Source organism: Streptomyces sp. NPDC096152 (assembly GCF_044763235.1).
GTDB lineage: Bacteria > Actinomycetota > Actinomycetes > Streptomycetales > Streptomycetaceae > Streptomyces.
In genome coordinates this window covers 267404-289051 of record NZ_JBIWFW010000001.1, presented here as the reverse complement: position 1 = coordinate 289051, position 21648 = coordinate 267404, and the positions used below count along the sequence as shown (strand labels likewise).

General features: G+C 71.4%; 15 protein-coding genes and 3 pseudogenes. 7 read left to right on the top strand and 11 right to left on the bottom strand.

Annotated features, from left to right (window positions below):
* Positions 1 to 121 precede the first annotated feature (121 nt).
* The 6 genes and pseudogenes from ACIQ9G_RS01260 to ACIQ9G_RS01235 all read right to left on the bottom strand — a co-directional run.
* Positions 122 to 1039 (bottom strand): ABC transporter permease, encoded by a 918-nt coding sequence (locus tag ACIQ9G_RS01260; RefSeq protein WP_403604486.1) that lies wholly within the window; start codon positions 1037 to 1039, stop codon positions 122 to 124.
* Positions 1036 to 3687 (bottom strand): alpha/beta fold hydrolase, encoded by a 2652-nt coding sequence (locus ACIQ9G_RS01255; protein ID WP_403604483.1) that lies wholly within the window; start codon positions 3685 to 3687, stop codon positions 1036 to 1038. The genes ACIQ9G_RS01260 and ACIQ9G_RS01255 overlap by 4 nt, the downstream gene beginning before the upstream one ends.
* 532 nt (positions 3688 to 4219) lie before the next feature.
* Entirely contained in the window at positions 4220 to 5617 is a 1398-nt protein-coding gene (locus ACIQ9G_RS01250) for an APC family permease (RefSeq protein ID WP_403604480.1), read from the bottom strand.
* A 377-nt stretch (positions 5618 to 5994) separates the two neighbouring features.
* Positions 5995 to 7497 (bottom strand): CoA-acylating methylmalonate-semialdehyde dehydrogenase, encoded by a 1503-nt coding sequence (gene mmsA, locus ACIQ9G_RS01245; RefSeq protein ID WP_403604477.1) that lies wholly within the window; start codon positions 7495 to 7497, stop codon positions 5995 to 5997.
* 14 nt (positions 7498 to 7511) lie between these two features.
* Positions 7512 to 7704, bottom strand: a pseudogene (locus tag ACIQ9G_RS01240) (3D-(3,5/4)-trihydroxycyclohexane-1,2-dione acylhydrolase (decyclizing)); the annotation flags it as partial.
* Positions 7705 to 7735: 31 nt separating this feature from the next.
* Positions 7736 to 7834: pseudogene (locus tag ACIQ9G_RS01235) on the bottom strand (5-deoxy-glucuronate isomerase); the annotation flags it as partial.
* A gap of 475 nt (positions 7835 to 8309) precedes the next feature.
* Here ACIQ9G_RS01235 and ACIQ9G_RS01230 point away from each other — a divergent pair.
* Positions 8310 to 8510, top strand: coding sequence for a helix-turn-helix transcriptional regulator (locus tag ACIQ9G_RS01230; RefSeq protein WP_403604474.1), 201 nt, complete (start codon positions 8310 to 8312; stop codon positions 8508 to 8510).
* A gap of 149 nt (positions 8511 to 8659) precedes the next feature.
* On the opposite strand, the gene ACIQ9G_RS01225 is transcribed toward ACIQ9G_RS01230, so the two are convergent.
* Positions 8660 to 9703 carry a zinc-dependent alcohol dehydrogenase family protein gene (locus tag ACIQ9G_RS01225; RefSeq protein WP_403604471.1) on the bottom strand — a complete coding sequence of 348 codons (1044 nt, stop codon included), beginning with the start codon at positions 9701 to 9703 and terminating at the stop codon, positions 8660 to 8662.
* A 145-nt stretch (positions 9704 to 9848) separates the two neighbouring features.
* Here ACIQ9G_RS01225 and ACIQ9G_RS01220 point away from each other — a divergent pair, with 145 nt between their 5' ends.
* Positions 9849 to 10088, top strand: coding sequence for a heavy-metal-associated domain-containing protein (locus tag ACIQ9G_RS01220; RefSeq protein ID WP_403604468.1), 240 nt, complete (start codon positions 9849 to 9851; stop codon positions 10086 to 10088).
* Positions 10089 to 10713: 625 nt separating this feature from the next.
* Here ACIQ9G_RS01220 and ACIQ9G_RS01215 read toward each other — a convergent pair.
* From ACIQ9G_RS01215 to ACIQ9G_RS01200, 4 genes are all read right to left on the bottom strand, one after another.
* A complete protein-coding gene (locus tag ACIQ9G_RS01215) occupies positions 10714 to 12003 on the bottom strand; it encodes a citrate synthase (protein ID WP_356192495.1) in 1290 nt (429 codons plus the stop codon).
* 241 nt (positions 12004 to 12244) lie between these two features.
* Positions 12245 to 14497, bottom strand: coding sequence for an ATP-dependent RecD-like DNA helicase (locus tag ACIQ9G_RS01210; protein WP_403604463.1), 2253 nt, complete (start codon positions 14495 to 14497; stop codon positions 12245 to 12247).
* Positions 14498 to 14541: 44 nt separating this feature from the next.
* Positions 14542 to 14727 carry a DUF397 domain-containing protein gene (locus ACIQ9G_RS01205; protein WP_403604460.1) on the bottom strand — a complete coding sequence of 62 codons (186 nt, stop codon included), beginning with the start codon at positions 14725 to 14727 and terminating at the stop codon, positions 14542 to 14544.
* Between the two features lie 8 nt (positions 14728 to 14735).
* Positions 14736 to 15572, bottom strand: coding sequence for a DUF5753 domain-containing protein (locus ACIQ9G_RS01200; protein WP_403604457.1), 837 nt, complete (start codon positions 15570 to 15572; stop codon positions 14736 to 14738).
* A 201-nt stretch (positions 15573 to 15773) separates the two neighbouring features.
* Here ACIQ9G_RS01200 and ACIQ9G_RS01195 point away from each other — a divergent pair, with 201 nt between their 5' ends.
* From ACIQ9G_RS01195 to ACIQ9G_RS01175, 5 genes and pseudogenes are all read left to right on the top strand, one after another.
* Positions 15774 to 16178: an ATP-binding protein gene (locus tag ACIQ9G_RS01195; RefSeq protein WP_403604454.1), complete on the top strand. Its 405-nt coding sequence runs from the start codon at positions 15774 to 15776 to the stop codon at positions 16176 to 16178.
* A gap of 46 nt (positions 16179 to 16224) precedes the next feature.
* Positions 16225 to 16813: pseudogene (locus ACIQ9G_RS01190) on the top strand (hypothetical protein); the annotation flags it as partial.
* Between the two features lie 196 nt (positions 16814 to 17009).
* A complete protein-coding gene (locus tag ACIQ9G_RS01185) occupies positions 17010 to 18056 on the top strand; it encodes a LacI family DNA-binding transcriptional regulator (protein ID WP_403604451.1) in 1047 nt (348 codons plus the stop codon).
* Positions 18053 to 19639: a sugar ABC transporter ATP-binding protein gene (locus tag ACIQ9G_RS01180; protein ID WP_403604448.1), complete on the top strand. Its 1587-nt coding sequence runs from the start codon at positions 18053 to 18055 to the stop codon at positions 19637 to 19639. Before ACIQ9G_RS01185 ends, ACIQ9G_RS01180 begins: the two co-directional genes overlap by 4 nt.
* Positions 19629 to 21581 (top strand): substrate-binding domain-containing protein, encoded by a 1953-nt coding sequence (locus ACIQ9G_RS01175; RefSeq protein WP_403604445.1) that lies wholly within the window; start codon positions 19629 to 19631, stop codon positions 21579 to 21581. Before ACIQ9G_RS01180 ends, ACIQ9G_RS01175 begins: the two co-directional genes overlap by 11 nt.
* The last annotated feature ends 67 nt before the right edge of the window (positions 21582 to 21648 follow it).

Here is a 21648-nt window from a genome sequence, read left to right as displayed (position 1 = left end):
GACGGCTCCCGGTCGCGGCTGGAACCGAACTGCTGCCGTACGTACTTACCAGAAGGTCAACTTACTCACGCGTAAGGAAAGGTCAATGGGCCGCACACCGCGTAGGGCCGCCGTCCCGGCCCTACGACACGACGTCCTTGCGGGCGAAGGAGCGGAAGGCCAGGGCGAACAGGACGAGCGCGTAGCCGACGGAGAGCGCCGTGCCCTGGATCATGCCGGACCACTCCGGGTGCGGCTGCACGGCGTCGGCCCAGGCGAACTGCCAGTGCGCGGGCAGGAAGTCGCGCCAGTGACCGAGCGCCGTGACGGCGTCCAGCACATTGCCCACGATGGTCAGGCCGACCGCGCCGCCGACCGCGCCGAGCGGGGCGTCGGTCCTGGTCGACAGCCAGAACGCGAGCCCGGCGGTGACCAGTTGGGAGACGAAGACGTACCCGACGACCACCGCCAGCCGCCCGGTCGCGGTGGCCGTGTCCAGCGCGCCGCCGGTGGGTATCTGCAGTGGGCCCCAGCCGTAGGCCACCGTGCCCACGGCGAGCGCCACCACCGGCAGCAGCACCATCGCCGCCAGGCTCAGCCCGAGCCCCACCACCAGCTTCGACCACAGCAGCCGGGCCCGCGGCACGGGCGCGGCGAGCAGATAGCGCAGGGAGGACCAGCTCGCCTCCGAGGCCACCGTGTCCCCGCAGAACAGCGCCACGGGGACGACCAGCAGGAAGCCCGCCGACACGAACAGGTTCACCGCGGCGAAGTTGGCGCCGGACGCGGTGGCGGTGTCCATCAGGGTCACGCGGTCGTTGCGGCCGCCCGGGTCGCCGCCGACGGCGAAGGCGACGGCCAGCACGAAGGGCAGCGCGGCCAGGATCCCGGCCATGACCAGGGTGCGGCGCCGCTTCAGCTGCCGCACCAGTTCCACCCTCAGGGGCAGGGTGCGGCCGGCCCGGTAGCCGGATGCGGTCTCACGCGGCCCGGTGGGCTCACCGCGCACCGGGCCATCGGTGCGATCGGCGTGATCGGCGTGATCGGCGAGCGTGCTCATGCGGTACCTCCGATCAGGGTGAGGAAGGCGTCCTCCAGGCGGCGGTGCGGGCCCACGGAGGCGACGGGCACCTCCAGCCGGACCAGCTCCACGACGAGGCGCTCGGCCGTGCCGCCCGGTTCCAGCCGGACCAGCAGCCCGTCCTCCGTCCGGACCGCCGAGGCCACGCCGGGCAGCGCGGCCACCTTCTCCGCGACGGGCTCGTCCACGGGCGTGCCGGTGCCGACGAGCAGGGTGTCCCCGGAGCCGACGATCTCGCCGACGGGGCCCGCCTGGACCAGCCGGCCGCGGTCCATCACCACCAGGTGCGTGCAGGACTGCTCGACCTCCGCCAGCAGATGGCTGGAGACGATCACCGTCCGGCCGGCGGCCGCGTACCGGATCATCACCTCGCGCATCTCGCGGATCTGGGGCGGGTCGAGGCCGTTGGTCGGCTCGTCCAGGATGAGCAGGTCCGGCAGGCCGAGCATGGCCTGGGCGATGGCGAGGCGCTGGCGCATGCCCTGGGAGTAGGTGCGCACCGCGCGGGCCAGGGCGTCGCCGAGGCCCGCGATCTCCAGGGCCTCCTCCAGGTGGGCGTCCTCCCGGGGGCGGCCGGTGGCCCGCCAGTACAGCTCCAGGTTCTCCCGGCCGGACAGGTGGGGCAGGAAGCCCGCGCCCTCCACGAACGCGCCGACCCGCGACAGCACCGGCGCGCCTGGCCGCACGGCGTGGCCGAAGACGCGGATCTCGCCGTCGTCCGGGGTGATCAGGCCCATCAGCATGCGCAGGGTGGTGGTCTTGCCCGCCCCGTTCGGCCCGAGCAGGCCGAGCACCTGGCCCTTCTCCACGCGGAAGGACAGGTCCCTGACCGCGTACCGGTCCGCCGACTTCGCGTACCGCTTGCTCAGGCCGGTGATCCGGAGCGGGACCTCGGCCGACTCCGGGTCGGGGGCGGGGGCGGCCGTGCGGCGGCGGGCCGTCGACAGCAGCGCGAGCGCGACGGCCGCGCCCGCGAGCGGCAGCCACCACACCCAGGCGGGCAGCGGAGCCGCCGCGCTGGTCACACCGGCCGCCGTCGGCACCTCCAGGTCGCTCCGGAGGGAGACGGTGTACGTCGCCGGGGAGAGCGGGGACGCGTAGCCGAGGTCGGTGGAGGCGAGGACCAGGCGGAGCCGGTGGCCCTTCTGCACCTCGTGGTCGATCGCCGGGAGGGTGAGCGTCACGTCCCTGCCCGCCCGGGCGCCCTCGACCCGCACCGGGTCCACCAGCTGGGAGGGCAGCACCGGCCGCGCGCCGCCCGGCCCGACGTCGTAGAGCTTGGCGAAGAGCACCGCGTCCGCGCTGGTCGATCCGACCCGGACCCGCACCGTCGGCGAGCCGGTGATCCGCAGGTCGTCGCGGACGGGGGCGGAGTCGAACCGCGCGTGCTGGCCCGGGAAGTCCAGGGACACGCCGACGCCGAGCGAGGACAGCTGGGCGAGGCCGCCGGAGCCGCCGAGGCCGGGCAGGGCGGAGACGGCGGGCGGGTTCGCCCCGGCCGGGTTCTCGAAGCGCTGCTCGCCGCCGGTGAGCGCGACCGGGCGCCGTCCGCCCGCCAGCCCCGGGTACGCGCTGCCGCCCGCGCCACGCAGCCGGGCCGCGCCGTCGGTGGAGTCGACGCCTCCGGTGCGGGTGACGCGGAAGGCCGGGCCGGTGTCGACGCCCCGGTCGCCCTTGAGGTACCGGTCGAACCAGGCCCGCACCCGCGCCTGGACGCGGCCGGTCTCCAGGTCGCCGCCGTCGTGACCGCCCGCGATCCAGTCGACGTCGACCGGGGCGCCGTTGGCGCGGATCGCCCGGGCGGCCGCGTCGGCCTGGCCGAGCGGGAAGAGGGAGTCGGACTGGCCCTGCACCAGCAGCGTCGGCACCTTGATGCGGTCGCCGACGGCGGAGGGCGAGCGCTCCTGGAGCATCCGGCGGGCCTCGGCGTCCGGGCTGCCGGACTCGGCGACCCGCTGGTACATCCGGCACAGCTCGGGCCGGAACCTGGCGCACCCGCCGCCGGAGTTCACGAAGACGCCCGCCCACAGCTTCTTGAAGACGCCGTTCGGGAACAGGGCGTCCGCGAGGTTCCAGTACGTGATCGCCGGGGCGATGGCGTCCACCCGGCGGTCGTGCCCCGCGGCGAGCAGCGACACCGCACCGCCGTAGGAGGCGCCGGCCACGCCCACGCGCGGGTCGCCGGGCGCGTCGAGCCGGACCTGCGGCTGCTTCGCCAGCCAGTCGACGAGCCGGGAGACGTCGGCGACCTCGCCCCCGGGGTCGTTCAGCCCGATCTTCCCCGTGGAGCGGCCGAAGCCGCGCGCGGACCAGGTCAGCACCGCGTACCCGTCCCGGGCCAGGTCCTGGGCCTGCTGCCGCACGTCGTCCTTGCTGCCGCCGAAGCCGTGCGCGAGCAGGACGGCGGGGCGGCGGGCGGTGCCGCCGGAGGTGAAGTACGAGGTGTCGACGCGCACTCCGCCGCCCATGTCCGCGACCCGGTCGGCGCGGTGCACCGGGGCCGGCCCGTCGGAGGCGGCCGCCGTCCACGCGCCGGCACCGGCGAGCACCGCGACGGCGGCCCCGGCGGCCAGCAGGCGCCGGGGTCCCCGCAGCAGGCCCCGTGGTGCGGGGAGTCGAAGATCCATGCGTCCACGGTACGGGCCACCACCGACATCCGAAGCGCCCGTCGGGCCGAACCCGGTGCCCTCCCCGGGGAGTACGGGCCTGCCGCGGCATACTGCGGCCGTGGTACGAAGGCCCGTGGAGACTCGAAGGGCCGCCACTGTCTCCGAACCGGCCGCTGCCGAGCACCTGTTCGGCAATCCGGTCCGTCCGGAAGGGGCCGAGTGCTTCCTGACCGCCGCCGGGCACCATCTCCTCCCCGCCTAAGCGGACGACGCGAAGGCGCCCGTCGGCTTCGTGTCCGGCGTGGAGACGGTGCGTCCGGACAAGGGCGCCGAACTGCTCCTGTACGAGGTGGCGGTCGCCGAGCCGTACCGGCGGCGGGGGGCGCGCGGGCCCTGATCGGGCGGCTCGCAGCGCTGGGCCGGGAGGCGGGCTGCCACGGCATGTGGGTCCTGGTCGACGCCGGAAACGACGTCGCCCTTGCCACCTACCGCAGTGCGGGGGCAAGGACGACGATCGTGCTCGGTGATGACCTGGGACCTCGCCCGAGGGTCAGACCCGGGCGTCCTCCGGGACGGACACCAGCCAGCGGGTGTCGCGGCGCGGGCGGAGGTAGAAGGCCCAGTACAGGGTGGCGACGGCGGTGATGCCACCGGTCCACAGCAGGTAGCCGGTCTCCTGCTGGCTGAGGACGTACGTCAGGACGGCGATCAGCAGGACGGGCATCACGGGCCACAGCGGCATCCGCCAGGCGGGCGTGTGCTTGTGCGAGCCCCGGCGGGCGAGCAGGGCGGCGACCGCGACGAGCAGGTACATGCCGGTCACCGACACGCCCGTGACGCCGTAGAGGGTGTCCAGGTTGACGAAGCACAGGGCCGCCCCGGGCACGCCCACCGCGAGCGTGGAGACCCACGGGGAGCCGAACCGGCCGAGCTTGGCGAAGACGTTGTTGACCGGCTCGGGCCAGGCCTTGTCGCGGGCTGAGGCGAAGAGGACGCGGGAGTTCTGGATGACCATGACGATGCCCGCGTTGATGATCGCGAGGGCCACGCAGAGGCTGACGAAGGTGCCGACGGCGGAGTTGGACCAGGCGGTCACCATGCCGCTGAGGTCGCCGCCGGTGAGCTCCTTGACGTCGGAGGCGCCCATGGTGATGGCGACGACCGGCACCAGGATGATCACGGTGGAGATGGCGAGGGTGGCGAGCACCGTGCGGGCCACGTTGCGGCGCGGGTGCTCCAGCTCCTCGGAGAGGTAGACGGCCGTCGAGAAGCCCTGGGTGACGAAAAGCGCGATGGCGAGGCCGGAGACGATCAGCATGGCCGTCACGGTGTCCGTGTGGCCGTCGGTGCCGGCCACCTGCATCGAGACGAGGCTGCCCACCCCGCGGTGGCTGTGGGCGAAGCCCAGCAGGGCCACGACACCGGCGGCGATCACTTCGAGGACCAGGAAGATGCCGGTGATCCAGGCGTTGGCGCGCAGGTCCAGCAGACCGGCGAGAGTGGCCAGCAGCATCACGCCGGCGCCGGTCCAGGACGCGTCGAGGTGCACGATCGGGGCCAGGTAGTCCGCCGTGCCGATGGCGATCACGGGCGGCACGATCATCACGACCAGCAGCGACAGGACGAAGACCAGCCAGCCCGCCAGCCGTCCGGCCATCGTCGACACCATGGCGTACTCGCCGCCCGCGCTGGGGATGAGGGTGCCCAGCTCCGAGTAGCAGAACGCCACGGCGATGCAGAGGAGGGAGCCGATGGCGATCGTCAGGGCGGTGGCGGTGCCGAGGGATCCGAACAGGTCCGGGACGACCACGAACAGCGTGGAGGCCGGCGTCACGCAGGAGAGGGTGAGGAGCGTGCCGCCGACCACCCCGATGGAGCGCTTGAGCGTCTGGGGGCTGTCTGTCGCCTGTGGGACGGCGTTCTCGACAGGGCGGAGCGTGTCGGTCATGCGGCGGTTCCGATCGACTCGTGCAGCAGATGAGGGCTTCGGGAGCGTTATCGCCTCCGGCGGCTTCGGTCCTACGTACTGTCGTCCGCTCCCGGCGCTGAATGGAACCCCGACGAAAACCGCCACGTCAATGGCCGTTTACCTACGGAATCCGTACTCGTCGATCGCCTGAGCTGACATCACTTTCCCAGGCGTCGAGACCACAACAGGGCATTCAGAAAGCCTGTTCGGAAACTGACCTTGCTTTCCAATGCCATCACAACACGTGGCCTGCATCACCCTTTTCGTCCCACGCGCACGACATCCGCAGCGCGGGGGGCAAAAAAATGTCAGGCCGTCCGCATAACGGACGGCCTGACGACGGCGTTCGGTGACGATCAGTGGTTGCGCGGGAACCCGAGGTCGACGCCCGTGGGGGCCTCGGAGGGGTCCGGCCAGCGGGTGGTGACCACCTTGCCGCGGGTGTAGAAGTGCGTCCCGTCGTTGCCGTAGATGTGGTGGTCGCCGAAGAGGGAGTCCTTCCAGCCACCGAAGGAGTGGTAGCCCACCGGCACCGGGATCGGCACGTTCACGCCGACCATGCCGGCCTCGATCTCCAGCTGGAAGCGGCGGGCGGCGCCGCCGTCCCGGGTGAAGATCGCGGTGCCGTTGCCGAACGGCGAGCCGTTGATGAGGGCCACGCCCTCCTCGTAGGTGTCCACGCGCAGCACGCACAGCACCGGGCCGAAGATCTCGTCCTGGTACGCCTTGGCGGTGGTCGGCACCCTGTCGAGCAGCGAGATGCCGATCCAGTGGCCGTCCTCGAAGCCGTCCACCGTGAAGCCGGTGCCGTCGAGCACCACCTCGGCGCCCTCGGCCGCCGCGCCCTCGACGTAGGACGCCACCTTGTCGCGGTGGACCTTGGTGATCAGCGGGCCCATCTCGGAGGCCGGGTCGGCGCCGGGGCCGATCTTGATCTTCTCGGCGCGCTCGCGGATCTTCTCCACCAGCTCGTCGCCGATGGCGCCGACCGCGACGACCGCGGAGATGGCCATGCAGCGCTCGCCCGCGGAGCCGTAGGCGGCCGAGACTGCGGCGTCGGCTGCCGCGTCCAGGTCGGCGTCCGGCAGCACGAGCATGTGGTTCTTGGCACCGCCGAGGGCCTGGACGCGCTTGCCGTTGGCGGAGGCGGTGGTGTGGATGTAGCGGGCGATCGGGGTGGAGCCGACGAAGGACACGGCCTTGACGTCCGGGTGCTCCAGGAGGCGGTCCACCGCCACCTTGTCGCCGTGCACGACGTTGAACACGCCGTCCGGCAGGCCCGCCTCGGCCAGCAGCTCGGCGAGCTTCAGGGAGGCGGAGGGGTCCTTCTCGCTCGGCTTCAGTACGAAGGTGTTGCCGCAGGCGATGGCGATCGGGAACATCCACATCGGGACCATCGCCGGGAAGTTGAACGGCGTGATGCCCGCGACCACGCCCAGCGGCTGCCGGATCGAGGCCACGTCGACACGGCTGGCGACCTGCGTGGACAGCTCGCCCTTGAGCTGCACGGTGATACCGCAGGCGAGGTCGACGATCTCCAGGCCGCGGGCGACCTCGCCGAGCGCGTCGGAGTGCACCTTGCCGTGCTCGGCGGTGATCAGCTCGGCGATCTCGTCGCGGTGCGCGTCGAGCAGCGCGCGGAACTTGAAGAGGATCGAGGTGCGCTGGGCCAGCGAGGACCGGCCCCAGCCGGCGAACGCGTCCTTGGCGGCGGCGACCGCCGCGTCCACCTCGTCGACCGTCGCGAAGGCGACCTTGGTGGTGACCTCACCGGTCGCCGGGTCGGTGACCGGCCCGTACGTACCCGAGGCGCCTTCGACGGTCTTCCCGCCGATCCAGTGGTTGACGATCTTCGTCATGCCCGGTAACTCCTTCACAAGTGGCGGCGTCGGGTCGAGACGTGCCGTGCGTGCGGCTCATGTGCCCCGGCCGCCGACGATCGTCGCGGCCGCGGTCACAGGTCCATCCCACCAGGCCGGCGGCGAGGGCGCGCCCGACACTGTGTCTGCGGTTTCGGTCCCCGTGTAGACACATGTGGGAGTGTGCGCCCCCGGGGCCCCCGCGAGGCCACCGGACCTCGACGGTGCCCGGGGGTAGAACCTCCGGCGCGGGGCCGTGGCGGGCGGGGAGTCGACGCTCGCACTTCGCTCCTGCCAGGGCGAAGCGGCCTCCCGCGCCGGAGGCGATCTGTACCCGGGTGGCGCAACGCGCGGGGACGGGGCGGGCGGCCCCGCCGGACACGCCCGCACGGCCCGGGATGCGCTGCTCCCCGTCTCCGGGCGGCGGACACGGGCCCACCCCGCTCCGCCCCGGTGACGAGGTCGTACGCCATCGGCTCCCTTTCGCATCGCCTCCCCCGGTTGTAGTGCCGGACATGGAGCCCTGTCAATGTTTTGTCCGGACATTCGGACTAGACATTCTCCAGCTGTCCACCGTCCCGTCACCTCTCCGGTCACGGGTGTCCTGTGCATCGGTTCCGTCACAAAGACCTCACCCGTGTCACACATGTCGCGTGTAGGCGGGTTGTCCGTCACACCCCCTCGACAGGCACTTGCCGCTCCTCGGCGTGGGTCGTTCCCGGTACACAGGCTTTGTGATCGCCAGCACAGCGCCCGGCTCCCCCGACGGCCCACCCGGCCTCCGCCGCGGCGCGCGCGGGGAGGTGCCACGCATGACCGACCGAAGGCTCTGGTCGTACAAGGAGATCGCGGCGCACATCAAGGTGCAGCCGGACACGGTGCGGTCCTACCGCAAGCACGGCCTGCTGCCCCCGCCCGACCACGTGGAGAGCGGCAAGCCCTACTGGTACGCCGACACGGTCCGGACCTGGGTCGCCTCCCGGCCCCGCAACCGCAGCCAAAGAGGCGACTGACCCGCGGCTTCTCCCCCGCGGCCCTGCGTGACGGTGAGCCCCACCCATGAGTGGGGCGCCGTCATGTCGGCTCCACAGCCCGACGAGTCGGTCCCACGACCCGACGAGTCAGTCCCCCGGCCCGATGGGCAGTCCCACGGCTCGACGAGTCAGTCCCACGGCTCGACGACCGTCACCCCGGAGCCCGGCGCCGTCCCCATCGCCGCCAGGGCGCCGGGGGCCGCCGCGAGCGGGACGGTCGCCGTCACCAGGAGGTCGGGGCGCAGCACGCCGGCCTCGACCAGGCGCAGCATCTCGGGGTAGGCGTGCGCGGCCATCCCGTGGCTGCCGAGCAGTTCCAGTTCCAGGGCGACCGCGCGGGCCATCGGCACCGGGGTCGTGCCCGTCGCGGAGGGGAGCAGGCCGACCTGGACGTGGCGGCCCCGGCGGCGCAGCCCGTTCACGGAGGCCGCGCAGGTGGCCGCGGATCCGAGCGCGTCGAGGGAGAGGTGGGCGCCGCCGCCGGTCACCTCGCGGATCCGCGCGGCGGTGTCGGGCGCGGCCGCCGCGTCCACGCACGCGGCCGCGCCGAACGTCCGCGCCAGTTCCAGCGCCTTCGGCGACACGTCGACCGCCACGACCCGGGCCCCCGAGGCCGCCGCGATCATCACCGCCGACAGGCCGACGCCCCCGCAGCCGTGCACGGCGACCCATTCGCCGGGCGCGACCCGGCCCTGCCGCACCACCGCGCGGAACGCGGTGGCGAACCGGCAGCCGAGCGAGGCCGCCGTCGCGAAGGAGAGCGCCTCGGGCACGGCGACCAGGTTGACGTCGGCGTGGTCGAGCGCGACGTACTGGGCGAAGGAGCCCCAGTGGGTGAAACCGGGCTGGGTCTGCCGCTCGCACACCTGCTGGTCCCCGGCCGCGCAGGCGGGGCAGCTGCCGCAGGCGCAGACGAAGGGGACGGTGACCCGGTCGCCGAGCCGCCATCGGGTCACCCGGGGGCCCACCGCCTCGACCAGCCCGGCGAGTTCGTGGCCCGGCACGTGCGGGAGCGTGATGCCGGGGTCGTGGCCCATCCATCCGTGCCAGTCGCTGCGGCACAGGCCGGTCGCCTCGACCCGCACCACGACCCCGTGCTCCGCGGGCCGCGGGTCGGCCACCTCGCGCACCTCGGCCGGCTCTCCGTACCGCTCGAACACCACAGCCCGCATCCGCCGCCTCGCCGTCCTTCCGCCGGGATCTCTGGCGGAACGGTAGCCCCCGTCCGGCGGGGCGAAGCGGGCTTTATACCCCCTAGGGGTATAGTTCTCCTCGTTGGCCACACCGGTTTCGTCCGCCTCGACAAGGAGAAACGCCATGACCGTCCACACCGGCACCCCGGACACCGTCACCGCCGTCTACCAGGTGAGCGGAATGAGCTGCGGACACTGCGAGGGCTCCGTCTCCGCCGAGCTCTCGGAGCTGCCCGGCGTCGACTCGGTGAAGGCCGTCGCCTCGACCGGCGAGGTCACGGTCGTCTCCGCGGCGCCGCTCGACGAGGAGGCCGTGCGCGCCGCCATCGACGAGGCGGGCTTCGAACTCGTCGGCACGGCCTGAACCGCGCTCCGGCCGCGGCGATTTCACTGCGGCGGAAGTAAGAGTCCCTCTAGAGTCGGGCGCGCGCCTCACATAAGCTCTTCACAAGGCTCGCGCATCTTCCTTACGCTGGAGCCTCGATCGCCGTATCGGGGACCTTGCGCATCAAACGGACAGATGCAAGAGATGCAGATCACAGTGATGCGAATGTAACCATCGAAGGGGTTCGAAGGTCTAAGTTGGCGATGTCAGACAGCGTCTTGGGGGGCGTTGGCTGGCATCTGAGGATGTCTTGGGGGACTTCCTCAGTTGGGGGTACCTCCCTGCTCGCACGACGTTGAGAGCTTGGGGGAGCGTTGCCGGGGCACGTACACCGGGAAGCTTTGAGCGGCCCTCCCGCGCGTGCGCGTCCCGGCAGATCGCACAGCAGTACGACAGCACAATGGCACGACCGCACGGAAGTGCGGGAGCACGACGACTTCTGCTCGTTCTGCTCACACAGCGAATTCAGGCGCTGGCCTCATAGACGCCCGGCCGGATCCCGTGGGGGGAATCCGCACCGGGACATGGGAAGGCGCCCTGGACGCCGGCCCGTGGGGGGACCGGCGCCAGGGCGCCTTCCGCTTGTCCGCTGTGCGCCCGAGGTCTATCGCTCCTCGACCGGGACGAAGTCGCGCTCGACCACGCCCGTGTAGATCTGGCGCGGGCGGCCGATGCGGGAGCCCGGCTCCTTGATCATCTCGTGCCACTGGGCGATCCAGCCCGGCAGGCGGCCGAGGGCGAACAGGACCGTGAACATCTCGGTCGGGAAGCCCATGGCCCGGTAGATCAGACCGGTGTAGAAGTCGACGTTCGGGTAGAGCTTGCGCTCGACGAAATAGTCGTCGGAGAGGGCGTGCTCCTCCAGCTTCAGGGCGATGTCGAGGAGCTCGTCATCCTTGCCCAGGGCCGAGAGCACGTCGTGCGCGGCGGCCTTGATGATCTTGGCACGCGGGTCGAAGTTCTTGTAGACCCGGTGGCCGAAGCCCATCAGGCGGACGCCGTCCTCCTTGTTCTTCACCTTGCGGATGAAGGTGTCGACGTCGTTCCCGGAGTCGCGGATGCCCTCCAGCATCTCCAGGACGGACTGGTTGGCGCCGCCGTGCAGCGGGCCCCACAGGGCGTTGATGCCGGCCGAGATCGACGCGAACATGTTGGCCTGCGAGGAGCCGACCAGGCGGACCGTGGAGGTCGAGCAGTTCTGCTCGTGGTCCGCGTGCAGGATCAGCAGCTTGTCGAGCGCCGAGACGACGACCGGGTCGAGGTCGTACTCCTGGGCCGGCACCGAGAAGGTCATGCGCAGGAAGTTCTCGACGTAGCCGAGGTCGTTGCGCGGGTAGACGAACGGGTGACCGATCGACTTCTTGTACGCGTACGCGGCGATCGTCGGAAGCTTGGCGAGCAGCCGGATGGTCGAGAGGTTGCGCTGCTTCTCGTCGAACGGGTTGTGGCTGTCCTGGTAGAAGGTGGACAGCGCCGAGACGACGGACGACAGCATCGCCATCGGGTGGGCGTCGCGCGGGAAGCCCTTGTAGAAGTTCTTGACGTCCTCGTGCAGCAGGGTGTGCTGCGTGATGTCGTTCTTGAAGGTGGTGAGCTCGTCGACGGTCGGCAGCTCACCGTTGATCAGCAGGTAGGCCACCTCCAGGAAGGTGGAGCGCTCCGCCAGCTGCTCGATCGGGTAGCCGCGGTAGCGGAGGATGCCCTGCTCACCGTCGAGGTAGGTGACGGCGGATTTGTAGGCGGCCGTGTTGCCGTACCCGCTGTCCAGGGTCACCAGACCGGTCTGGGCGCGCAGCTTCCCGATGTCGAAGCCCTTGTCGCCGACGGTGCTGTCGATCACCGGGTAGGTGTACTCGCTGCCGTCGTACCGCAGTACTACAGAGTTGTCGCTCACGTCTTCCCTCACCGACGTAGTGCCTCATCTTCGAGGTGCCCTGACTGTCTCTACCATCCCCCATTTGGCTCAGGAGAGTGCACTCGGGGTCGACCGTTGGGCCTATTGGCGGCACTCAGTGCCGCCAACCTGCTCATCCTGCCCGCTCGATCCGGTCACGGGAAGTGCTGTGTGACCTTTGCGACTCGTTTGATCGATCATTTTTTGGGATGCCGGGCTCCGACGGCCTGTTCGGGCCGGTTCAGGCCCGTTCGAGCCGGAAGTCGAGTGCCGTGCAGCGCCGCCCCGCCGACACCGTGCGGACCGCCTGTCCGAGCGCCTTGCGGGAACCGACGAGGACGACGAGCTTCTTGGCCCGGGTCACCGCCGTGTACAGCAGGTTGCGTTGCAGCATCATCCACGCGCCCGTGGTGACGGGGATCACCACGGCGGGGTATTCACTCCCCTGGGAGCGGTGAATGGTCACCGCGTACGCGTGGGCCAGCTCGTCCAGTTCGTCGAACTCGTAGGCCACCTCCTCGTCCTCGTCCGTCAGCACCGTCAGGCGCTGGTCGACCGGGTCGAGCGAGGTGACCACGCCCACGGTGCCGTTGAAGACACCGTTCCTCCCCTTCTCGTAATTGTTGCGGACCTGGGTGACCTTGTCTCCGACGCGGAAGACGCGGCCGCCGAACCGCTTCTCCGGGAGGTCGGGCCGGCCCGGTGTGACGGCCTGCTGGAGCAGGCCGTTGAGGGTGCCGGCGCCCGCCGGGCCCCGGTGCATGGGCGCGAGGACCTGCACGTCCCGGCGCGGATCCAGCCCGAACCGGGCCGGGATCCGCCGCGCCGCCACGTCCACGGTGAGCCGGCCGGCCTCCTCGGTGTCGTCCTCGACGAAGAGGAAGAAGTCCTTCATGCCGTCGGTGACCGGGTACTGTCCCGCGTTGATCCGGTGCGCGTTGGTCACCACGCCGGACTGCTGGGCCTGCCGGAACACGCGTGTGAGGCGGACGGCGGGGACCGGGCCGCCCTCGGCCAGCAGATCCCGCAGGACCTCGCCGGCGCCGACGCTGGGCAACTGGTCCACGTCCCCGACGAAGAGCAGATGGGCGCCCGGGGGCACCGCCTTGACCAGCTTGTTGGCCAGCAGCAGGTCCAGCATCGACGCCTCGTCCACGACCACCAGGTCGGCGTCCAGCGGGCGGTCCCTGTCGTACGCCGCGTCCCCGCCGGGCTTGAGCTCCAGCAGGCGGTGGACGGTGGACGCCTCGGCGCCGGTCAGCTCGGCCAGCCGCTTGGCGGCCCGGCCGGTGGGCGCGGCCAGCACCACCTTGGCCTTCCTGGCCCGGGCCAGCTCCACGATCGAGCGCACGGTGAAGGACTTGCCACAGCCGGGGCCTCCGGTCAGCACGGCCACCTTCTCGGTGAGCGCCAGCCGCACGGCCGCCTCCTGCTCGGGCGCCAGCTCGACCCCGGTGCGGCCGCGCAGCCAGCCCAGGGCCCGGTCCCAGTCCACCTGCCGGAAGGACGGCATCCGGTCGGCCTCCGTGCGCAGCAGGCGCAGCACCTGGGCGGCCAGGGAGAGTTCGGCGCGGTGGAAGGGGACGAGGTAGACCGCCGTCACCGGGTCCCCGCCGTCCGGGCCGGGCACCTTCTCCCGTACGACTCCGGGGTCGGCGCCCTCCTCGGCGGGCTCCGCGAGCTCGGCCAGGCACTCGATGACGAGGCCGGTGTCGACCTGGAGGAGCTTGACCGCGTCCGCGATCAGCCGCTCCTCGGGCAGGAAGCAGTGGCCCTGGTCGGTGGACTGCGACAGCGCGTACTGCAGGCCCGCCTTGACGCGCTCCGGGCTGTCGTGCGGGATCCCGACGGACCGCGCGATCCGGTCGGCGGTGAGGAAGCCGATGCCCCAGACGTCCGACGCCAGCCGGTACGGCTGGTTCCGCACCACCGAGATCGAGGCGTCGCCGTACTTCTTGTAGATGCGCACCGCGATCGACGTGGACACCTCGACGGTCTGGAGGAAGAGCATGACCTCCTTGATCGCTTTCTGCTCCTCCCAGGCGTCGGCGATCTTCCGGGTGCGCTTGGGGCCGAGGCCGGGGACCTCGATCAGCCGCTTGGGCTCCTCCTCGATGATCTTCAGGGTGTCCAGGCCGAAGTGCTGGGTGATGCGGTCGGCGAAGACCGGGCCGATGCCCTTGACCAGGCCGGAGCCGAGGTAGCGGCGGATGCCCTGGACGGTGGCCGGCAGGACGGTCGTGTAGTTCTCGACGTGGAACTGCTTGCCGTACTGCGGGTGGGAGCCCCAGCGGCCCTCCATGCGCAGGGACTCGCCGACCTGCGCGCCGAGCAGCGCGCCGACGACCGTGAGGAGGTCACCGCCGCCGCGGCCGGTGTCGACGCGGGCGACCGTGTACCCGTTCTCCTCGTTGGCGTACGTGATCCGCTCCAGCACGCCTTCGAGCACGGCGAGCCGCCGTTCGCCCGTGTCGGTCCCCGCCTGTTGCGCCATGATCCGACGGTACCCGCGGGGTACGACAACGGACACGGTCCGCCTTACGGGCGCGGGCGCTTCTTGAGGTCTGCGAGGAAGGCGGCGAAGGCGGGGGTGGGGAAGGTGAGGGTGGCTCGGGCGGGGACTTTCGAGTCGCGGACGGCTATGTGGGTGGGGCGGTTCGCGATCTCGACGCATTCGTTGCCGTCACCCTCGCCGGAGTAGGACGACTTCCGCCAGTTGTCCATCGGGGGCCTCACAGCTCTCTCGTCAGATTGTGGATGAAGTCGCGCGACCGGTCGGGGGCAAGTGATGCGGCTTCCACTCTATGGAAGCGCGTTCGATAAGTGGTGAGCTGTGCCTCGGCGTCGATGAGGAGTGAGCCATGGGGCGCGTCACGCACGACTGTGTCCAACTTGGACAAGGGGCCACCGACATACGTCATCGTGCTCGACGCCGTGGCGAAGCCGTCCAGGTCCATGGGGATGACGCGTACGGTGATGTGGTCCGCTTCGGACAATTCGAGAAGCCGGGTGAGTTGAGCCCTTGCCGTGACACGGTCGCCGACTCTGATCCTGAGTGCCGCCTCATGAATCACGGCTTCGTACGGGACGGCGAAGTCCTGGCGCGCCTTTCGGTGCTGGATGCGCAACTCGACCTCTTCGCCGGTCAGTTCCGGCACCCTCGACTCGAAGACGGCACGTGCGTAGTCCTCAGTCTGCAGCAGGCCCGGCACGTAAAGGATCGCCACGTGCCGTAGGAACCGCGCGTGATGCTCCAACTCCGACAAGTCCAGGAAGGACGTGGGCAGCAGACCCCGGTAGTCCTCCCACCAGCCGCGCGTCCGATCGGTGGCCATCGCAACCAGGGCGTCCACGAACTCCTGGTCCGTGCAGGCGTAGTGAGATGCGAGGCGACGGACTCGCTGCTCGCTCACACCCGCGAGCGCCGACTCGATATGGGTGATCTGTGCGGCTCCGACACCGAGCAGCGCGGCTGCCTGACGGGAGTTGAGGCCCGCGGCCTCGCGAAGTCTGCGCAGCTCAGTGGCCAGTCGCATCTGGCGTGCCGTGGTTTCACGCCTCTTCACCATCTACCGGCCCTCCTAACGCGCCGCAGGCGCGACTCGTTAGGGGGCAGATTACGCGACCGGCTTGCCGCGTCCCTAAATTTAGATCTACCGTCGGTGACGCAACGCACACGCAGCGGAAGCGCACCGCTCCGCCGTGCCATGACGGCTGCGGCAATGCCACCGTGCGCCAAATCCCCTCCCCGTCAAGGGAGTTGATGACGCATGCCCGAAACCTGGGACTACACCCTCTACATCCCCAACGACCTGAGAGCCGTGACCGTCTGCCGCCGCACCCTGCGCCTGATCCTGACCCTGCACGGTCTGATCGGGCTGACCGACACGGCCGAGCTGCTGGCCGCGGAGCTGGTCTCCAACGCCGTGCGCCACACGAAGGGGCCGGCCGCGCTGCGGGTCCGCCGGACCCCGGAAGGAGTGGTGTGGATCGGGGCGTGGGACACCGATCCCGCACCTCCGGACCCGCCACGCCCCCTGGAGCAGGTCGCGGAGGCGGAGGGCGGAAGGGGGCTGGGACTGGTGAAGGCGTGCGCGGACTTCTGGGGCTGGCACCCGTCGGCGCGCTTCGGGGACCGGGGGAAGTACGTGTGGTGCGAACTTGCGGCGGCCTAGCTCGTTGATCACGTCGTACGGAAAGGAGAGCTGATGGTCGGCTCGTGAGCCGGTGCTCATCGTCATCACGCAGAGCAGTGCCACGGCGCGCTGGGCGTCGCGGCCGATCCGGCTCGGCTTCTCCGGCTGGCATTCGCTGACCGTCCGGCCGCTGGTGCTGGGCCCGGACAACGTGCCGGGCATCGCGGACGAGCGGCAGGCCGAACACGACGTACCTCTTGCGGTTCTCTCGGCGATGACACACGGGCGTGGCCCGCAGGCTCCGGCAATACTGGAGTCCCTGGCATCCGCCCTGCGGACCATCGACCCCGACAGCGCCGCGGTCTTCGTGCAGTTCGTCGATTCATGCCTGGCCGACTCCCAGGCGAAGCAGAGGCGGAGGGACGGACCTGATGGCGATTCAGTACTTCTGGCGCCACCCGTTGGCCGAACAGGTACGGGAAGAGGGGCGGGAGCAGGGCAGGGCAGAGGTCAGGGCCGAAATGGTTGTCCGCATCCTCGAGTGGCGCGACATCCCCGTGCCGCACGACGTCCGCGAGCGGGTCGAAGCCTGCACGGACCTCGACCGTCTCGAGATCTGGGCCCGGAGGGCCCTGCACGCCACCGCCGCACAGGAACTGTTCACCGAGGAGTGAGCGACCGTCCGCCGGGCCGCCCGCCGTTCAGTGGGTGGCCCGGCGGGCGCGCCCCACGACGACAGCCGGCGAGCCCCGCAGGACGGTCACCGCACCACCAGCCGCGCATCACGATTCGGCAACACACCCTTGCCTGCGCGCGTGTAATCGATTCCAATCCTCCGTGTAATCGATTCCACGAGGAGGTGGAACGGCGATGGCGAGCATCAAGGACGTCGCCGCCGCGGCGGGCGTATCGGTCGCCACGGTCTCGCGCGTCCTGAACGAGCACCCGTCGGTCAGCGCCGACGCCCGCGAGCGCGTGCTGGCCGCCGTCCAGTCGCTGGGCTACCGCCCGAACGCCGTCGCCCGTTCCCTGCGCACCGACCAGACCCGCACCCTCGGCCTGGTCATCAGCGACGTAATGAACCCGTACTTCACCGAACTGGCCCGCTCGGTGGAGGAGGAGGCCCGCGCCCTCGGCTACAGCGTGATCATCGGCAACGCCGACGAGCGCCCCGACCTCCAGGACCACCACGTACGGACCCTGCTGGACCGCCGGATCGACGGTCTGCTGGTCTCCCCCACCGACGGCGGCTCCCCGCTGATGCTGGACGCCGCCCGCGCGGGGACGCCGATGGTGTTCGTCGACCGGTGGATCGAGGGGGTGGACGTGCCCGTGGTGCGCTCCGACGGCCGGGCCGCCGTCCGGGACCTCGTCGCGCATCTGCACCGGCTGGGACACCGCAGGCTCGCCATCATCGCGGGCCCGGCGGCCACCACCACCGGCCGCGAGCGCGTCGACGCCTTCCGCGAGGCCCTGGCCGCCTACGGCATCCCGCTCCCGGACGCCTACATAGGCCAGGGCGACTTCCAGGCCGAGAGCGGCCGCCGGGTCACCGAGGGCTTCCTCGACCTGCCCGAGCCGCCCGAGGTCGTCTTCGCCGCCGACAACCTGATGGCGCTCGGCGCGCTGGACGCCCTCCGCGCGCGCGGGCTGCGGGTGCCCGACGACATCTCGCTCGCCGCGTTCGACGACATCCGCTGGTTCGTGCACACCGACCCGCCGATCACCGCGATCGCCCAGCCCACGGGCGAGCTGGGGCGCGCCGCCGTGCGCGCGCTGGTGGACCGCATCGAGGGGCGGCCTCCCCGGTCCGTCACCCTCCCCGCCCGGCTCGTCGTCCGCCGCTCGTGCGGCGAGCCGGCCGCCGCGCAGGCCCCCGCTGCGCGGCTCTCCCCCCTGCAAAGGAGCACTCCGTGAGCAACCCGGACGAGTTGCTGCGCATCGAAGGCATACGGAAGACCTTCCCCGGCGTGGTGGCGCTCGACGGCGTCGACTTCGATCTGCGCCGCGGCGAGGTGCACGTACTGCTCGGTGAGAACGGCGCGGGCAAGAGCACCCTCATCAAGATGCTCTCCGGCGCCTACACCCCCGACGCCGGACGTGTCCTGGTCGACGGTGAGGAGGTGCGCATCCAGGGCGCCGGGGACTCCGAGCGCCTCGGCATCGCCACCATCTACCAGGAGTTCAACCTGGTGCCCGATCTGACGGTCGCCGAGAACATCTTCCTGGGGCGCCAGCCGCGCCGGCTGGGGATGATCGACCGGAAGCGGATGGAGGCGGACGCCGCCGTCCTGCTGGAGCGGGTCGGCGTCGACGTGTCCCCCCGCGCGCGGGTGCGCGAACTCGGCATCGCCCGGCTGCAGATGGTCGAGATCGCCAAGGCGCTCAGCCTGGACGCGCGCGTGCTGATCATGGACGAGCCGACCGCCGTGCTCACCTCCGAGGAGGTGGAGAAGCTGTTCGCGATCGTGCGGGCGCTGCGCGCGGACGGGGTCGGCGTCGTCTTCATCACCCACCACCTGGAGGAGATCGCCGCCCTGGGCGACCGGGTCACGGTCATCCGGGACGGCAGGAGCGTCGGCCAGGTGCCCGCGTCCACCCCCGAGGACGAGCTGGTACGGCTCATGGTGGGACGGTCCATCGAGCAGCAGTACCCGCGCGAGCGCGCCGAGACCGGTTCCGCGCTGCTCACCGTCGAGGGACTGACCCGGGACGGCGTCTTCCACGACGTCAGCTTCGAGGTGCGCGCCGGTGAGGTCGTCGGTGTCGCGGGGCTCGTCGGCGCCGGGCGCACCGAGGTCGTCCGGGCGGTGTTCGGGGCCGACCCCTACGACCGGGGCGCGGTGCGGGTCGACGGCGCCGCGCTGCGCCGCCACGACGTGGGCGCGGCCATGGCCGCCGGGATCGGGCTGGTGCCGGAGGACCGCAAGGGCCAGGGGCTGGTGCTGGACGCCTCCGTCGAGGAGAACCTCGGCCTGGTGACCCTGCGTTCGGCGACCCGCGCCGGGCTCGTCGACCGCAAGGGGCAGCACGCGGCGGCCGAGCGGATCGCCGGGCAGCTCGGGGTGCGGATGGCCGGGCTCGGGCAGCACGTGCGGACGCTGTCCGGCGGCAACCAGCAGAAGGTCGTCATCGGCAAGTGGCTGCTGGCCGACACCAAGGTGCTCATCCTCGACGAGCCGACGCGCGGCATCGACGTGGGCGCCAAGGTCGAGATCTACCAGCTCGTCAACGAGCTGACGGCCGCCGGAGCCGCCGTCCTGATGATCTCCAGCGATCTGCCCGAGGTGCTCGGCATGAGCGACCGGGTGCTGGTGATGGCGCAGGGCCGGATCGCCGGTGAACTCCCCGCCGCCGAGGCGACGCAGGACGCCGTGATGGCGCTCGCCGTCGGCACCCCCGGCACGCCGGACACGCCCGGCGGCGCCCCCGACTCCCCCAAGTCCCCCAAGTCCCCCAAGTCCCCTACCACCGGACGGGAGGCCACCCGTGGCCACTGACACGCTCAAGAGCACGACGGGCGCGGGTGGCGCCTCGGGCGGCCTGCGCCGCGTCCTGCTCGACAACGGCGCGCTCACCGCGCTCGTCGTCCTCGTCATAGCCCTGTCGGCGCTGTCCGGCGACTTCCTGACGACGGACAACCTGCTCAACATCGGCGTCCAGGCGGCCGTCACCGCCATCCTCGCCTTCGGCGTCACCTTCGTGATCGTCTCCGCGGGCATCGACCTGTCGGTCGGCTCGGTGGCGGCGCTGTCGGCCACCGTGCTCGCCTGGAGCGCCACCTCGGCCGGGGTCCCGGTGGTGCTGGCGGTCGTCCTCGCCGTCGCCACCGGCATCGTCTGCGGCCTGGTCAACGGCTTCCTGATCGCGTACGGGAAGCTGCCGCCGTTCATCGCGACGCTGGCCATGCTGTCCGTGGGCCGCGGTCTGTCCCTGGTGATCTCGCAGGGCTCCCCGATCGCCCTGCCGGACTCCGTCTCGCACCTCGGCGACACGCTCGGCGGCTGGCTGCCGGTGCCGGTGCTCGTGATGGTGGTCATGGGCCTGCTCACGGCCTTCGTGTTGGGCCGGACGTACATCGGCCGCTCCATGTACGCGATCGGCGGCAACGAGGAGGCGGCCCGGCTGTCGGGTCTGAAGGTCAAGAAGCAGAAGCTGGCGATCTACGCCCTGTCCGGGCTGTTCGCCGCGGCCGCGGGCATCGTGCTCGCCGCGCGGCTGTCCTCCGCGCAGCCGCAGGCCGCGCAGGGTTACGAGCTGGACGCGATCGCGGCGGTCGTCATCGGCGGCGCCTCGCTGGCCGGCGGCACGGGCAAGGCCTCGGGCACGCTGGTCGGCGCGCTGATCCTGGCGGTGCTGCGCAACGGCCTCAACCTGCTGTCGGTGTCGGCCTTCTGGCAGCAGGTCGTCATCGGTGTCGTGATCGCGCTGGCGGTGCTGCTGGACACGGTGCGGCGCAAGGCGGGGGCCACCCCCGTCGCCGCCGGCACCTCCCCGGGCGGAAAGGGCAGGCAGGCCGCCCTGTACGGCCTGGCCGCCGTGGTCACCGCGGCCGTGGTGGCCGCGACCTCGCTGCTGCACTCCGGCTCCGCCGCCACCGCCGCGCCGAAGATGGGCCTGTCGCTGTCCACGCTGAACAACCCGTTCTTCGTGCAGATCCGGGCGGGCGCGCAGGCCGAGGCGAAGAGGCTGGGCGTGGACCTGACGGTCACGGACGCGCAGAACGACGCCTCCCAGCAGGCCAACCAGCTGCAGAACTTCACCAGCTCGGGCCTCGGCGCGATCATCGTCAACCCGGTGGACTCGGACGCGGCGGGACCGTCGGTCCGCACCGCCGCCCAGGCGAAGATCCCGGTGATCGCCGTCGACCGGGGCGTCAACAAGGCGACGACGAAGGCGCTGGTGGCGTCCGACAACGTCGCGGGCGGCGAGCTCGCCGCGAAGACGATCGCCCAGAAGCTCGACGGCAAGGGGAAGGTCGTGATCCTGCAGGGCCAGGCCGGCACCTCGGCCGCCCGGGAGCGCGCCGCGGGCTTCGCCCAGGGCCTGAAGGACTACCCGGGCATCGAGGTCGTGGCCCAGCAGCCCGCCGACTTCGACCGCACCAAGGGCCTCGACGTGATGTCGAACCTGCTCCAGGCGCACCCGGACGTCCAGGGTGTCATCGCCGCCAACGACGAGATGGCGCTCGGCGCGGTCAAGGCGCTGGGCGCGAAGGCCGGCAAGTCGGTCCAGGTGGTCGGGTTCGACGGCACGCCGGACGGCCTGACGGCGGTCAAGGGCGGCACGCTGTACGCGTCCGTGGCGCAGCAGCCGAGCCGGCTGGGCAGGATCGCGGTGGACAACGCACTGCGGGCCGCCCAGGGCAAGAAGGTCGCCACGACGGTGAAGGTGCCGGTCAAGGTGGTCACGAAGCAGAACGTGGCCGGCTTCAGCGGCTGAACATCGGGCGGGCGGCGGGCGGTCACGGCGACCGCCCGCCTCCCGTCATCTCTCAGGGGAGTCAACA

Bases quoted from the DNA above. Each gene is read 5' to 3' on its own strand.
- ACIQ9G_RS01200 (WP_403604457.1), bottom strand. From the start codon at position 15,572: ATGGTGAAGAGGCGTGAAACCACGGCACGCCAGATGCGACTGGCCACT.
- ACIQ9G_RS01195 (WP_403604454.1), top strand. From the start codon at position 15,774: ATGCCCGAAACCTGGGACTACACCCTCTACATCCCCAACGACCTGAGA.
- ACIQ9G_RS01260 (WP_403604486.1), bottom strand. From the start codon at position 1,039: ATGAGCACGCTCGCCGATCACGCCGATCACGCCGATCGCACCGATGGC.
- ACIQ9G_RS01250 (WP_403604480.1), bottom strand. From the start codon at position 5,617: ATGACCGACACGCTCCGCCCTGTCGAGAACGCCGTCCCACAGGCGACA.
- ACIQ9G_RS01225 (WP_403604471.1), bottom strand. From the start codon at position 9,703: ATGCGGGCTGTGGTGTTCGAGCGGTACGGAGAGCCGGCCGAGGTGCGC.
- mmsA (WP_403604477.1), bottom strand. From the start codon at position 7,497: ATGACGAAGATCGTCAACCACTGGATCGGCGGGAAGACCGTCGAAGGC.
- ACIQ9G_RS01220 (WP_403604468.1), top strand. From the start codon at position 9,849: ATGACCGTCCACACCGGCACCCCGGACACCGTCACCGCCGTCTACCAG.
- ACIQ9G_RS01205 (WP_403604460.1), bottom strand. From the start codon at position 14,727: ATGGACAACTGGCGGAAGTCGTCCTACTCCGGCGAGGGTGACGGCAAC.
- ACIQ9G_RS01255 (WP_403604483.1), bottom strand. From the start codon at position 3,687: ATGGATCTTCGACTCCCCGCACCACGGGGCCTGCTGCGGGGACCCCGG.
- ACIQ9G_RS01185 (WP_403604451.1), top strand. From the start codon at position 17,010: ATGGCGAGCATCAAGGACGTCGCCGCCGCGGCGGGCGTATCGGTCGCC.
- ACIQ9G_RS01230 (WP_403604474.1), top strand. From the start codon at position 8,310: ATGACCGACCGAAGGCTCTGGTCGTACAAGGAGATCGCGGCGCACATC.
- ACIQ9G_RS01210 (WP_403604463.1), bottom strand. From the start codon at position 14,497: ATGGCGCAACAGGCGGGGACCGACACGGGCGAACGGCGGCTCGCCGTG.